The following is a 13231-nucleotide window of genomic DNA, read 5'->3' on the forward strand; positions in this document are numbered from 1 at the left end:
GGTAATAATTAATAATTAATAATTAATAATTAATAATTAATAATTAATTGTTGAATCACTTCTCGCCCAAATGATACATATCTAGTTTATAATTGTCAACCCAGGAGATAATATCATGTCCGGTTGAATAGTTATTGTATAGTTGGGTGTGGGGAACCCACCCCTAACCCCGACCGTGGAGGGGAAAAGGGGAGTGGGTGAGTAGGGGAGATTGAAGTATTTATAGAATTATAAACATATACTATATAACCGGATTTTATATAAGAAATTATTTACAGCACTTTTGAGGAAGTGTGAGGTACAGTTGTAAGACTATTCTTATATTCCCTGTTCCCTATTCCCTGTTCCCTGTTCCCTATTCCCTAGAGCAATAAAACTTTGTACCTCCAAGACTAGAAAACTACTGTAATAAAAAGGAATCAAAATGACAGAAAAAATCTCAAAAGTTACTATCTATACTGATGGTGCTTGTAGTGGCAATCCTGGCCCTGGAGGGTATGGAGTTGTTATTATTACCGATAAACACCGCCAAGAATTATCTGGAGGTTATAATTTAACTACTAATAACCGCATGGAATTAATGGCAGCAATACTAGGACTTCAAACTCTAGAATCTACTTGTGATGTGACTCTTTATACTGACTCTAAATATATCGTTGATGCCATTACTAAAGGTTGGGCAAAACGCTGGCGAGCTAATGGTTGGAAACGGAATAAAAAAGATAAAGCAATGAACCCCGATCTATGGGAACAATTATTAGATTTATGTAACCAACATCAAGTGGAATTTTCTTGGGTGCGTGGTCATTCTGGCAATCTAGAAAATGAGCGATGCGATCGCTTGGCAGTGCAAGCATCACAACAACCAAATTTACCACCAGACTCCGGTTACTAAGGGGGAGTGTGAGGAGTGTGGGAAGTGTGGGGAGTGTGGGGAGTATGGGAAGAAATTAAAAAATTAGGACTTAGGCAGTAGAACGTATTTCCGTCATTGCGACCGATAGGGTTTGCGGAGCAGTCCGGAACGGAAAGCAATCTCAAACGCTACTTTTTCCTGCCTCGTGGGTAATATCATGTCCGCATAAGAGCGTGATAAAAAAAACGGCGTTGCTGAATTGAAGTATGAATGCGCGATTGTTTGGTTCTCGCCTTCGCCCCCGCGCATCCCCCGTTCAACAAAAAGCGCAGCAACATCTGGCTTCCCCCTTTTCAAGGGGGACAGGAGGGGGATCAAGGGGGACTTTTAGAGTTTTATTCCCCCCAATTTTGGCTTGCTCGGGGGGCAAAATCATACCCAAAATCAGCAACACCAAAAAAACTTTCTCCTCTCCTCCTCTTTCTTCTTCTTTATTTTCTCCTGATATAGAATCCGGTTATACAGTATATGTTTATAATTCTATCCACACTTTCTCGCCTTCAATCTCTTGACTTCCCCTTCTTCCCACACGAACCAACTTCCCACACTCCCCACCCCCAAATATACGATAAGTATTCAACCGGATTTGATATGACTCCTGACTCCTGACTCCTCCGTCGTTTATTTATAACTGTTCAACCGGACATGATATAAGTCCAGATATCTTTAACATTACTATGCAGGACAACCATTATTTGAAGTCTTTCAAAAAGTGCATTTAGCCTCTAAACTAGATTCAGCAATCTATAATATTAGGAGGGTTAGCTTTGACTGAAGATAATAACTATTCATCCCCTTCCATAGCCACTATTTCTCGTCAAGAATTACGGGAGTTAGTTCGATCGCAACTTCAAGCTCTGCTAGAACAAGATAACTTATCTGGAGCTAAAGCAATGTTAGTTCCCGTACAACCCGCTGATATTGCCGAAGCGATCGAAGGTTTACCAGAAACAATGCAAGTCATAGCATTTCGCTTACTTTCTAAAGGTGAGGCGATCGAAGTCTATGAACAACTAGACTCCAGCGTACAACAGTCTCTTTGTGAAAAATTCAAACGTCAAGAAGTTATAGATATCGTTGATAAAATGTCACCTGATGACCGTGCTAAACTATTTGAAGAATTACCCGCAACCGTTGTCAGGCGTTTATTAGGTCAACTTAGTCCTGCCGAACGCCAAGCTACAGCGCAACTTCTGGGTTACAACTCTGGAACAGCAGGACGAATAATGACTCCGGAATACATCTCCCTCAAAGAAGAATATACAGTTTCTCAAAGTTTAGAACGTATTCGCTCATTAGCTCACGTTACTGAAACAGTTTATTCTCTATATGTCACTGACACTAACCGTCATCTCACAGGTATTCTGTCGTTGCGAGATTTAGTCACTTCTCAACTCAACCAAACCATCAGCGAAATTATGAGTCGTGATTTTGTCTGCGTGCAAACTGGTACTGACCAAGAAGAAGTTGCTCGTATTATTCAGCGTTACGACTTTCTGGCAATACCAGTAGTAGATAGTGAACAACGACTGGTGGGTATCATTACCATTGATGATGTGCTAGATATTTTGGAACAAGAAACTACTGAAGATATTTATGCTTTAGGTGGGGTGCAGTCTGAAGGTGATAACTATTTCCAGATAAATCTATTTACTGCTGCTCGTAGAAGAGTGGTCTGGTTATTTGTGTTACTACTGACAAATAGTGTTACGGGTGGAATTATTACAGCACAAGAAGATATTCTGCAAAAAGTAGTTGCCTTAGCAGCATTTATTCCATTGTTGACTGGTACTGGAGGGAATGTGGGGGCGCAATCTTCTACTGTTGTGATTAGAGGTATGAATACCGATGAAATCTGGAAAATTGGGCCGTTTAAAGTGATTCTGCGTGAAGCTGCTGCTGGTGCAATACTTGGGAGTGTTCTCGGTTTGTTAGCAACAGTTTGGGCTTTCCTGTTTATTGTCAATGGTAATTTAGAAGTGTCAGTGACAGTGGGTGTAAGTTTGCTAGCAATCTCAATTTTGGCTTCTGTTGCTGGTTCGTCTTTGCCATTCCTATTTCGCTCATTTGGGTTAGACCCCGCCTTAATGTCAGCACCTTTTATTACTACTGCGGTGGATGTTCTCGGTGTTCTGATTTATTTCAACTTGGCACGAGTAATTTTACAAATATGAAAGAATTTGTGGAGGAGTCATTTCAGTTATCAGTTATCAGTTATCAGTACCTCTACTTTAAAAGGGGAGACTTGAGACCTTATTTTTTGGTCAGACAGATTTATAATGCCCAAATTACCTATAAATTGTGGTTTAAAGCCTCCCCTTTTAAGGGGAAAAAAGCGGTCGTTTGCGGAGCATTCCGTAGGATGGGATGGCGAGGTCTCCTCGCCATATCCAATCGACCAAGAGAAGAAAAAAATTTTCCTGTTCGTCAATCCTCTTCTTTTCAAGGAGAGGTAATTATTAATTATTAATTATTAATTATTAATTGTTGAAATTATCTTTAACTTCTTAACTCTAAAATGGGAGTAGTTTATATAGGCGATCGCGCCGTCGGCAAAACTCATTTAGCCTTAGAATTGGCCAATCCCCAAGGAAATTATGTCCAGGTTTCTTTGGTCAATCAAAATTATCAAAATCTCCAGGCAAATTTACTTAATTTAGATGGCACTGCTAAACCTACTCAAAGTATTGAAAAACGTTCTTTGGATGTGAAAGTTAGACTTTCTACTGGTATTAGCAAAATTCCTGTAGATTGGATAGATTCTCCTGGGGAATTATTTCGTAGGTCATGGCAATCTGAGCATATTAATGAATGGCAAGATTTTAAAGAAACGGTGGGTAAAAGTGAAGGGATTTTTTTAATTGTTCCTCCCTATCGAGAAATTTTACAGCCTCATATTAACCCAGAAAATTATATTACTCAGCAACAATGGTGCAATAGATTTAATCGTTGGACTGACTTTTTTATTTATGATTGTCCTCAAGCTCGACGTATTGTAATATGTCTGAATAAAGCCGATCTAATTAATTGTAATCTTGAGCAAGAAATTGCTAAATTGGCTTATTTACCTCATGGTTCTACTATGAATTGGCTGCAACGTCATAATTATGTGGTTAATAGTTATTTTTTACCACTAAAATCACAGTTAGAACAAATAAATAGCAGTCGTTCAGGTTTGTCTGTCCGGTGTTTTATTACCAGTATTTATCACCGTAGTTTATTAGAATTACCTTGGATTTATTTAGCTAGTTATTTAGCTTGAAAGAACGAATAAGGAAGAGAGAAGAAGGAAGAGGGAAGGAAGAAGAAAGTTGGGTAGTTATTTGATATTTCTCATACTCATACTCAATTTGTTGAGATTTTTATTATCAAGTTGGTGAGTAATCTCAAAGTATAAAATACGGTTAGTCATGGCAGTGTAATATAACAGCTAAATAATCTGGGAAATCCGATTTTATTTGCCGAACTTTCTCTCTCCAATTTATCTCATCCTCACTCATCACTTCTATTCCCTTTATTTCTTTGTTAACAAAAGCTTCCAGTCCAGCCTCTTCTCCAAGTTCGTGCCACTTACCATCTGGAGTAACTACAGCATAAGGTATAAATTCAATTTCCTTAACTGCAAACGTATGAATATCGGGAACAAAAAAACGCGATGTCATACCTTCCATATCTGCAAATTTGTACCAGTCCCATTTGCCATCTGGATTAAGAGTTGTCATTTTGTATTCTCCGTTTTCATCTACTCCATCTATTAGCTCATCAAACCAATCTAATTCAAACTTAGCTAATACTTCTAAATTGTTGGCTTCTACCTCCCAACCTTTTGCTATTTTATTAATTTCTTCTTCAGACATACTCTTAAGCTCATTGATTTTTTTAACTAATTCTTCTCGATCTAGATACTCCTTGTATGGTTCTACTTCTATATAATAATCGTAAGGTAGTAGGAGTTTTTCTACCTTGCTTTTTACATTGACAGTAGATGGGTGAATTATAATTAAAGCTGTCAAAAAAGTCATTTTACCATCAAAATTTATAGTGTTTTTGGTCTAAATTTTTATTAAACTGCTCTCCTAATAATAAATAATCATTCTTTATACTACCACTCTCATAAATCAATTCTCCAAACACACCTTATAAGTATAACTAGCAACAACTTTCCCAGTCTCGTCCTCATTCTCCTCAAGAACTTGAGTATAAGAACGATTAGCATCTACCAAATTAAGTAGTCTTCGTCCCATTAATACTCGAACTAACCCGAATATTCCTTTTATCAAACAAGCAAGTTAAATTAATCAATAGTAATAGTAAAGATATAAGTCAAAAAAATGGGGAATATTTGTATTATTGGACCTACGGGTGCGGGAAAGACTACTTATCTAGCAGGATTAGCTTATTGGCCAGAAAAAAGTCACCCAAATTTTCAAATTACAGCCATTACTAATGATGCTCAAAATTTAGCTAATAAAGCTGAAACAATTATTCTCAATGGTGCTTCTTTAGAACCCACTATTATTGATGGAATAAAAATCAAAAGTTTCTATGATTTACCTTTGTATTCTTTTCACATAGAAATCAAACGTTGGTGGCAACAAAAACCAGAAGAAATTAATCTAGTAGTGCGAGATTATCCAGGAGAGATTTTTAATGAATTACAAGGAGGTATTTCTAATCCTTTACATCAAGAATTTATCGATGAATGCCTAATCAAAGATAATGTCGGCTGTCTAATTTTACTCCACAAATGGGAGCCAGGAAGCGACATATTTTATAGTAATGTGATGGAGAGATTTATTAATTTAATAGATGAGCGCGACCGCTCCCAAGATTTACGTCTAGCTATAGCAATGAGTAAATGTGAAAGAGGAGAAATTTGGCCTGGTCGTCTTGACCCAGAATTAGACATATTTAAAGTACATTTACCAAGAACAACCAGTATTTTACAAAAGCGTATTCCTCAACAAAATTTACGGTTTTATGCTATATCTACTTTTGGCGTTCTACAACGAAATGACCCCCGTCCAAATCGTACTGATGAATTAGGAAGTCCCCACTCAATATTACGGGAACCTTTGAAATGGAAACCTTATGGTATAGTTTCACCCCTGTATTGGTTAAGTCAAGGCAAAACAATTAATAATTAATAATTAATAATTAATAATTACCTCTCCTTGAAAATAAGAGGATTGACTCAAAGGAAAATTTTTATTTATTGTCCCCTTAAAAGGGGAGGCTTTAAGAGGTTGTCTGAGAACCCATTTGCTACATCCAAGCCCCCTAAATCCCCCAAGTTTGGGGGACTTTTAGAAGCAAATTGACTCTTTTTCCCCCCAAAGTTGGGGGGCTAGGGAGCAAAATTCAGTATCAAAAAACTTTTCAGATATTCTCTAAACCACAATTTTTCGGTAAAAAAAATGTTTAACTCCCTATTAAAACCCCGAATTAATGAGAATTTAAAAGAGGAAAATTGTTCTGGCATTTTACGAGTAATAGGCGATCGTGCTGCTGGTAAAACTACTTATATGGCAGCTTTGGCTAGGTGGCCAAATGCTGATTTTTCTAGTCCTGTTGAATTAGTTACTCCAGCAAATAAAGATGGAGAATTTTTGATTAAGCAGGCACAAAATTTTATAGAGTCAGGGCTACAAATTGAACAAACTCGTCTAGCTAATGATGTGTTAGAAATTAAGGATTATAGTTTAAGAATTACTCTCAAACCAGAAGATAATTTTAGGCGTTCTAATACTGTTTTGAATTTAGATATTAGTTGCAAAGATTATTCTGGAGAATTTTTTAGCGATGTACTTCAGCAAACAGATTCTCAATTACTTCGAGACTATTTAAATGATTGTTTTCCAGCCACGGGAATTATGTTAATGATTGATGGTACAACTCATCGTAAAGACCTAGAATATGCTAGAGGAGTAGATCAACTTTTAGTAGCATTAGCAGGCCGGGATTTGTTTAGTGAAAAACGGCGTATTGCTTTGGTTTTAACTAAGTGTGAATTAGCTGATTTATGGGTAAATAGAAATAGACCAAAATTTTTAGCCGAGGCACGGTTTCCTACTATTTTTGAAAGATTAGAATCTTGGCAAAATTTGGGAATGGGTAGTGTGGAATATTTTACAACTTCTGCTTTTGGTGTGACAGGAAATAAATATTCTAAACCAAATTCTCAGCAAATTTATCGGGGTCGTGGTGGGGTAGCATCAGTATTAGAAGACTCGAAAAAATGGCGACCTTTTGGCTTAGTTTCTCCTATATATTGGATTTGTACAGGTAAACGTAATTCACAGTTAGATAATGATTAAGGAGTCAGGAGGGGAAGAAGGAAGAAGGAAGAAGGAAGAAGGAAGAAGGAAGAAGGAAGAAGGAAGAGGAGGAAAAGAAGAAAATTTTTTGTTCGTAGTAGGGCTTTAGCCCATGAAATATCTATCTTATAATTGATAAATGTTTGCTACAAATAGCTAGGGTATTTCTTAGAAGTAAGGAGTGAGAACTCAGAAGTCAGAATGAATAGCTTCAATGCCAGTTTTTAGACCGGAAATTCTCTTTTTTGTCAAATAATAGGTTTCCTGTAAAGTCTTTTAGTCATACTTATTATTCGTAAAATTCTTTTTGAAATTGGTATTAGGGCTAAAGCCCTACTACAAGCTTTAATTATAACTATTCAACCGGACATAATATAAGACCTAAAACCTTCCCCAAATCAGCAAATGGAAACTATTGAAATTCACGAGTTCAGCACAGGTATAATTCCCGAAATATTACCCGATGGTAAATGGATTTCTCGGGGATTTAAAGTAGGGGAATATATGAACTTAACCTTGCCTCAAGTTCCCCATTCTGTAGGAAGAGCAATTGCTAATAAAGGCTTTGAAGTAGCCAAAGACCGTAATAGTCAAGAACCTACTTTTGTCGGGCGAGTTGTCTTAAGTATAAGTAATGAAGAACCAGATTATTCAGTAGTTGCTGTAGTAACTACTGGGCAAGACGAGTATGGGCGTTCTACTTCTTTTTATCGTTATTTTCTCTGTTCCGGTAAAGATAATATTTGGCAAATATTAGACTGGATAAATACTCAACAACAACAAGGTATTAATCCAGTATTTAATCCATCTGAAACTAAAGAAGTTGGGAAACCAAATCAACATAAAATTACTAAAAATTAGAAATAAATTTACCCACAGAATGGCAAAAATGGCTGAGTAGTCAAGTTATACCTGTAATAATCCCCACTGAATTATCTGACTTACAAATTATTAATAAAATGGCTGAAATTAAAGCCAACGATCTACCTATATCATGGGCTTATAATGTCGAAGCAATTGAACGACCAGAACAATTTATTATTATTCATCCTGCTAATACTGAAGTAGAAGCAAGTCTGTCACAAACACAGACAAAGATGATGAAAAATCCCAGGGAAAATATCTCAACAAATATAGATGAAGCAGCTATAGAAACAGCAATTAAAGGATTAATTAGTGGTTCTCAAATCAAACAAGAATGGGTAGAAAATTTAATTTTAAAATTACAGAATGGTCAAGTTACATCAAAATATTTAAACAACCTATTTGATAATCTGGGAGCAGGCAATGCTGTTAAACAAGGAAATGCTAATGCTCAAATGGTTAGGTTATTAACTTTAAGAGCAATTTTTATTCCCGAAACTTTACCAGAATATCTAAATTGGTTAAATATTACTGGAGATGGAAAAAGAAGATGAGAAACAAAAATATCTCTAAAATTACAATCTCAACTGAAAAATTATCAAAAATCATTAGATCCATTAATTGTACTAGGAATGAATTACGCCTTCTATCAAATATTAGGAGGAAAAATATCTGTTCCTGCTTTCTGTTGGCTATTAAAAACTAAAAATAGTTTATGGTCAACCTATTCTACTATAATCAAACAACAAGTTAGCCACGATTTAGAATATTTGGGTAACAATTTATTAAACACAAGTATTGACCAAGAAATAGAGCAATTAATTTATGGAGATACTATTTGGAAGAAACTCATTTCCCACTTAAAATCTAGTCGCGAACGCTGCAATTATTATCAACCTTTTGCTGAGTTATTTTCTCAACTACCCGATTATGAGTTAGCAGCTTATTTTCATCAACTCAGTCATGGAAAAGTACCAAGATCGATATTTACATCAGCATTTCCGAGATTAAAGTCAATTTATGAAATCAGAATTTTTGGGTTAAATGTTCAGCAAGAATTAACTGTTTCCGACCGAATAGTTATCCTCATAAAAAAGTATGGCTTGCCAGTAGCAACAACTTGTTTATTAATACTTTCTCATGGTTTATTTTTTGCTTTAGGATATCAGATAAGTAAGTTTAATACTGGCACTATTGCTGAACCGAAAAAAAATGAACATTCCCCTTTTTCAGAAGAACAATTAACTGATAGTTCAACAAAAAATGTTAGCGTAATTTCCTCAGTCAAAATGGAAAAAGCACTAGACAATTTTCCCACTACTAGCAGTGTAATTCGAGAAATAGTCCGGGAACTAGAGACAGAAATATTATCTCAAAATTCAACAGTAGTTACATCAGAAGAAGCACGCTTAAAAATTATTCAAGCAATTAAGCAAATTCTAGAAAATGATATAAAACTTCAGTATTCTGGGGCGATAGAAGATGAACTTTTAGGAGAACCAGAGAAATATTTAGAAGCACAAAAACAATGGATAGAAGCAATTTATTCTTATCAGCAAAAGTTTTTTAGTAGTGGTTTTGGCTACATAGAACCAGGTAAACAAACAGCAGGTAGATTGAAGTGTAATGTGGCTGATTTATTAGGTATTCAATTACAACAAAGACCTCAATATTGTGGAAGAAAATTAGATAAGGAGTCAGGAGTCAGGAGTCAGTAGTCAGTAGTAGGGGCGTTTTGTTCCGCATTTTTCCTACCTTATATCTAAGTCCTGATTTTATGAAATTGATATTAAATGGAGGCAATATCTGCTCTTGAAAAATTATAGCAGTGGAAATAAAGGGCGCGGACAAATCAAAAGCTTCAAACTCAGACAGTGCCAGATTTTTCCTTCTTCCTTCTTCCTTCTTACTTCTTACAGAATTATTAATTATTAATTATTAATTATTAAATAATTATGGTTTAAAGCCTCCCCTTTTAAGGGGAAAAAAAAGCGGTCGTTGCGTAGCTTCCCGAAGGGTGGGATGGCTCCGAAACCTGCGCCATATCCAATCGACCAAGAGAAGAAATAATATCTCCTTATATTCAATTCCGTAACGGTTTTAACCAGAGGTAATTATCAATTATCCATTATCAATTATCCATTAATGAATTCCCTCCTGACTCCTGACTTCTGACTCCTGACTCCTAAGAAATACCCTAGTGCAGGATTGTGGAAATAACTGATCGGTTACAAAATCCTAAAACAATTACAAATCAATACTTTTGACTTTTGACTTTTGACTTTTGACTTCCGCATAGCGGCCCTAGCTCATCAATGGACTACCATGATGATGAATCAAATACCAATTTCCACCCATCCGCTCAAAAATATTCGTTGCGATACACTGAGCTTTAGTTCTCCTACCTCCAATCACTTGCATCAAATTTTCGACTAAAACAACATAACCAATATCCCCATTAACTTCTGTTGTCACAATATCAAGATCTATTTCAATATAATTAGTATTCTTAAATATTAAATCCCAGGAATTCCGAATATTTTCAAAACCACGAATGGCATTACGACCTGGATGAATACAAACTGTGTCAATACCCTTGGACAAAATAGAACTAATAGTTTCGATGTCCCGTTTTTCAAAAGCTCGATAAAAAGCTTGATTTGCTGTTAACATTGCTTGCTTTTCGTCAGTCATAAAATTTTGGGTTTAGATATAGAATAATTGTTATTATATTAGCCAGTTCAATCAAATTATTCTCCGATAGACTATGGAAACAACAGAAAAAAAATCTCCTAATATATTTTTGAAAATGTTATACATTACCCTCTTTTTGTTAGTAACAGTTGCCATTGTTGTCGGAGTTAATGCCACCTCTGACAAACTAAGCTTATTTGCTGGCACCAGACCCGATAATCTCGGCGTATATTCTGGACGACTAGCGCCTTGTCCCAATAGTCCAAACTGTGTCAGTAGTTACAGTCAGGATGCAGAACATGGTATAGTCTCTCTTAGCTATGACTCTAATAATCCAGAAACAGCGATCGCTAACCTCAAACAAATAATTGCATCTATGTCTCGGACAAATATTGTCAAGGAAGATAAAAATTATTTGTATGCTGAGTTTACAAGTAAAATCATGGGATTTGTAGATGATGTAGAATTTTATGTAGACGAAGATGGTAACGCTATTCAAGTACGTTCAGCTTCCCGTCTTGGAGAATCAGATTTAGGTGTTAACCGCGAACGAGTCGAAACTATTCGGACAAAATGGAACGAACTAAAAACAAGTTAAGTAATATCATGTCCGGTTGAATAGTTATAGATAACAAAGGAGGAGTCAGGAGGAAGAAAGAGTAGTAGAAGGAGAAAGTTTTTTGTTCGCGCTCTGCTCCGGACATGATACCATAGCTCAAATCACCAATGCCAAATTCTCCTACTCTCCCCCCACTCCCCCACTCCCTTCCGTATCCGTGTATCCTTCCATGATAGTCACTCCCCTACTCTGTTCCCTCTCACTAAAAGAATATAAACCATGACCGATAAATTTTGGGTATGCGTCTCCGGATAGAAAAAAAGAGAATATTCCTGATTTCAAACCTCCTTATTGCAGAGGTACTGATAACTGATAACTGATAACTGATAACTGATAACTGAAATGGCAACAACCTCAAACTATACAAACACCATAAACCAAACTGAAACAACCGTCCCCCAATTAGGTGCATTTTTACAAGCACATAATGAAATTGAATACATTCTACCTCCCTTAGTCGGAATCATGATTACCACTAGATTTAAACTACGGGGTGCTACTGCACTTCTAGTGAACCTAACAGTTGCAGGTTTTGTACGCCAAATAATTGAACAACTAAAAGAACAAACAGAAACTATACCTGTAATTGATACTGAGCAAACAAATATTTCTCAACCAGTGACAACTGTTGCTAGTGATGACTCACCAACATACACAATAGTGCATTCAGTTCCCGGTCGCATCCGACTGCGAATCCCAAAAGTAGCATCTGACCCAAATTACGTCAGACGTTTAGAACAACTTTTAACAGCAGACTCCCATGTATTAGGAGTACGGATAAATACAGCAGCAGCTTCCATCGCCATCCAGTATCAAGCTGATGGAATGTCAGACTGGGAACTAGGAATGTTATTGATGAATATTATTCAAGAAGCTGATTGTGATGAAGAGGAAATACCCGAAGCATAGGTAATTTCAGTTATCAGTTATCAGTTATCAGTTATCAGTAATATCAAATCCATTTAATTAGGTATAAAGCAAAATTTTTCGGTCTCCATAATTACTAAATTTTGTCTCATTCCTATTTATTCGGTACTGTCAGTTCTTATTTAGTAGGTTGGGTTGAGGAACGAAACCCAAAAACTGTGAGGAACGAAACCCAAAAACTGTGAGGAACGAAACCCAAAAACTGTGAGGAACGAAACCAAACAACTGTGAGGAACGAAACCCAAAAACTGTGAGGAACGAAACCCAAAAACTGTGAGGAACGAAACCAAACAACTGTGAGGAACGAAACCCAAAAACTATGAGGAACGAAACCCAAAAACTATGAGGAACGAAACCAAAAACTATGAGGAACGAAACCAAACAACTGTGAGGAACGAAACCAAAAACTATGAGGAACGAAACCCAAAAACTATGAGGAACGAAACCCAAAAACTATGAGGAACGAAACCCAAAAACTGTGAGGAACGAAACCAAAAACTGTGAGGAACGAAACCCAAAAACTGTGAGGAACGAAACCCAAAAACTGTGAGGAACGAAACCCAAAAACTGTGAGGAACGAAACCCAAAAACTATGAGGAACGAAACCCAAAAACTGTGAGGAACGAAACCAAACAACTGTGAGGAACGAAACCCAAAAACTGTGAGGAACGAAACCCAAAAACTGTGAGGAACGAAACCAAAAACTGTGAGGAACGAAACCCAAAAACTATGAGGAACGAAACCAAAAACTGTGAGGAACGAAACCCAAAAACTATGAGGAACGAAACCCAAAAACTGTGAGGAACGAAACCAAACAACTGTGAGGAACGAAACCCAAAAACTGTGAGGAACGAAACCAAAAACTGTGAGGAACGAAACCAAAAACTGTGAGGA

Annotated in this window: 13 protein-coding genes; 10 read left to right on the plus strand and 3 right to left on the minus strand. The window is 36.5% G+C overall.

The window, feature by feature from the left end; translation table 11 throughout:
* The first annotated feature begins 424 nt into the window (after positions 1-424).
* The 3 genes from rnhA to SAGCYANO_RS25115 all read left to right on the plus strand — a co-directional run bounded on the left by rnhA (position 425) and on the right by SAGCYANO_RS25115 (position 4178).
* Positions 425-895: a ribonuclease HI gene (gene rnhA / locus SAGCYANO_RS25100; RefSeq protein ID WP_202222584.1), complete on the plus strand. Its 471-nt coding sequence runs from the start codon at positions 425-427 to the stop codon at positions 893-895.
* A 788-nt stretch (positions 896-1683) separates the two neighbouring features.
* Positions 1684-3090, plus strand: a complete 1407-nt coding sequence (mgtE, locus tag SAGCYANO_RS25105; protein ID WP_202222585.1) for a magnesium transporter — start codon at positions 1684-1686, stop codon at positions 3088-3090.
* A gap of 344 nt (positions 3091-3434) precedes the next feature.
* Positions 3435-4178, plus strand: a complete 744-nt coding sequence (locus SAGCYANO_RS25115; protein WP_202222587.1) for a hypothetical protein — start codon at positions 3435-3437, stop codon at positions 4176-4178.
* Positions 4179-4320: 142 nt separating this feature from the next.
* Here the strand turns inward: SAGCYANO_RS25115 and SAGCYANO_RS25120 are convergent, their stop codons facing one another.
* The gene (locus tag SAGCYANO_RS25120; protein WP_237396665.1) at positions 4321-4929 is read right to left on the minus strand and encodes a hypothetical protein; all 609 of its coding nucleotides are present in this window, start codon (positions 4927-4929) and stop codon (positions 4321-4323) included.
* A 105-nt stretch (positions 4930-5034) separates the two neighbouring features.
* A complete protein-coding gene (locus tag SAGCYANO_RS48025) occupies positions 5035-5160 on the minus strand; it encodes a hypothetical protein (protein ID WP_255502697.1) in 126 nt (41 codons plus the stop codon).
* An 87-nt stretch (positions 5161-5247) separates the two neighbouring features.
* Between SAGCYANO_RS48025 and SAGCYANO_RS25125 the strand changes: the two genes are divergently transcribed.
* The 5 genes from SAGCYANO_RS25125 to SAGCYANO_RS25145 all read left to right on the plus strand — a co-directional run bounded on the left by SAGCYANO_RS25125 (position 5248) and on the right by SAGCYANO_RS25145 (position 9815).
* Complete coding sequence (locus tag SAGCYANO_RS25125; RefSeq protein WP_202222589.1) at positions 5248-6063, plus strand: hypothetical protein; 816 nt, start codon at positions 5248-5250, stop codon at positions 6061-6063.
* A 270-nt stretch (positions 6064-6333) separates the two neighbouring features.
* Positions 6334-7233, plus strand: coding sequence for a hypothetical protein (locus tag SAGCYANO_RS25130; protein WP_202222590.1), 900 nt, complete (start codon positions 6334-6336; stop codon positions 7231-7233).
* A gap of 405 nt (positions 7234-7638) precedes the next feature.
* Positions 7639-8094: a hypothetical protein gene (locus SAGCYANO_RS25135; RefSeq protein WP_202222591.1), complete on the plus strand. Its 456-nt coding sequence runs from the start codon at positions 7639-7641 to the stop codon at positions 8092-8094.
* Positions 8095-8192: 98 nt separating this feature from the next.
* Positions 8193-8651, plus strand: coding sequence for a hypothetical protein (locus SAGCYANO_RS25140; RefSeq protein WP_202222592.1), 459 nt, complete (start codon positions 8193-8195; stop codon positions 8649-8651).
* A gap of 78 nt (positions 8652-8729) precedes the next feature.
* Positions 8730-9815 (plus strand): hypothetical protein, encoded by a 1086-nt coding sequence (locus SAGCYANO_RS25145; RefSeq protein ID WP_202222593.1) that lies wholly within the window; start codon positions 8730-8732, stop codon positions 9813-9815.
* A 586-nt stretch (positions 9816-10401) separates the two neighbouring features.
* Here SAGCYANO_RS25145 and SAGCYANO_RS25150 read toward each other — a convergent pair.
* The gene (locus tag SAGCYANO_RS25150) at positions 10402-10791 is read right to left on the minus strand and encodes a nuclear transport factor 2 family protein (RefSeq protein ID WP_202222594.1); all 390 of its coding nucleotides are present in this window, start codon (positions 10789-10791) and stop codon (positions 10402-10404) included.
* A gap of 73 nt (positions 10792-10864) precedes the next feature.
* Between SAGCYANO_RS25150 and SAGCYANO_RS25155 the strand changes: the two genes are divergently transcribed.
* Complete coding sequence (locus tag SAGCYANO_RS25155) at positions 10865-11389, plus strand: DUF1499 domain-containing protein (protein WP_202222595.1); 525 nt, start codon at positions 10865-10867, stop codon at positions 11387-11389.
* A gap of 363 nt (positions 11390-11752) precedes the next feature.
* Positions 11753-12319 carry an HMA2 domain-containing protein gene (locus SAGCYANO_RS25160; protein WP_202222596.1) on the plus strand — a complete coding sequence of 189 codons (567 nt, stop codon included), beginning with the start codon at positions 11753-11755 and terminating at the stop codon, positions 12317-12319.
* The last annotated feature ends 912 nt before the right edge of the window (positions 12320-13231 follow it).

Origin of the sequence: Okeania sp. KiyG1 (assembly GCF_014132355.1) — a bacterium.
In the GTDB taxonomy this organism is placed as follows: Bacteria; Cyanobacteriota; Cyanobacteriia; order Cyanobacteriales; family Microcoleaceae; genus Okeania.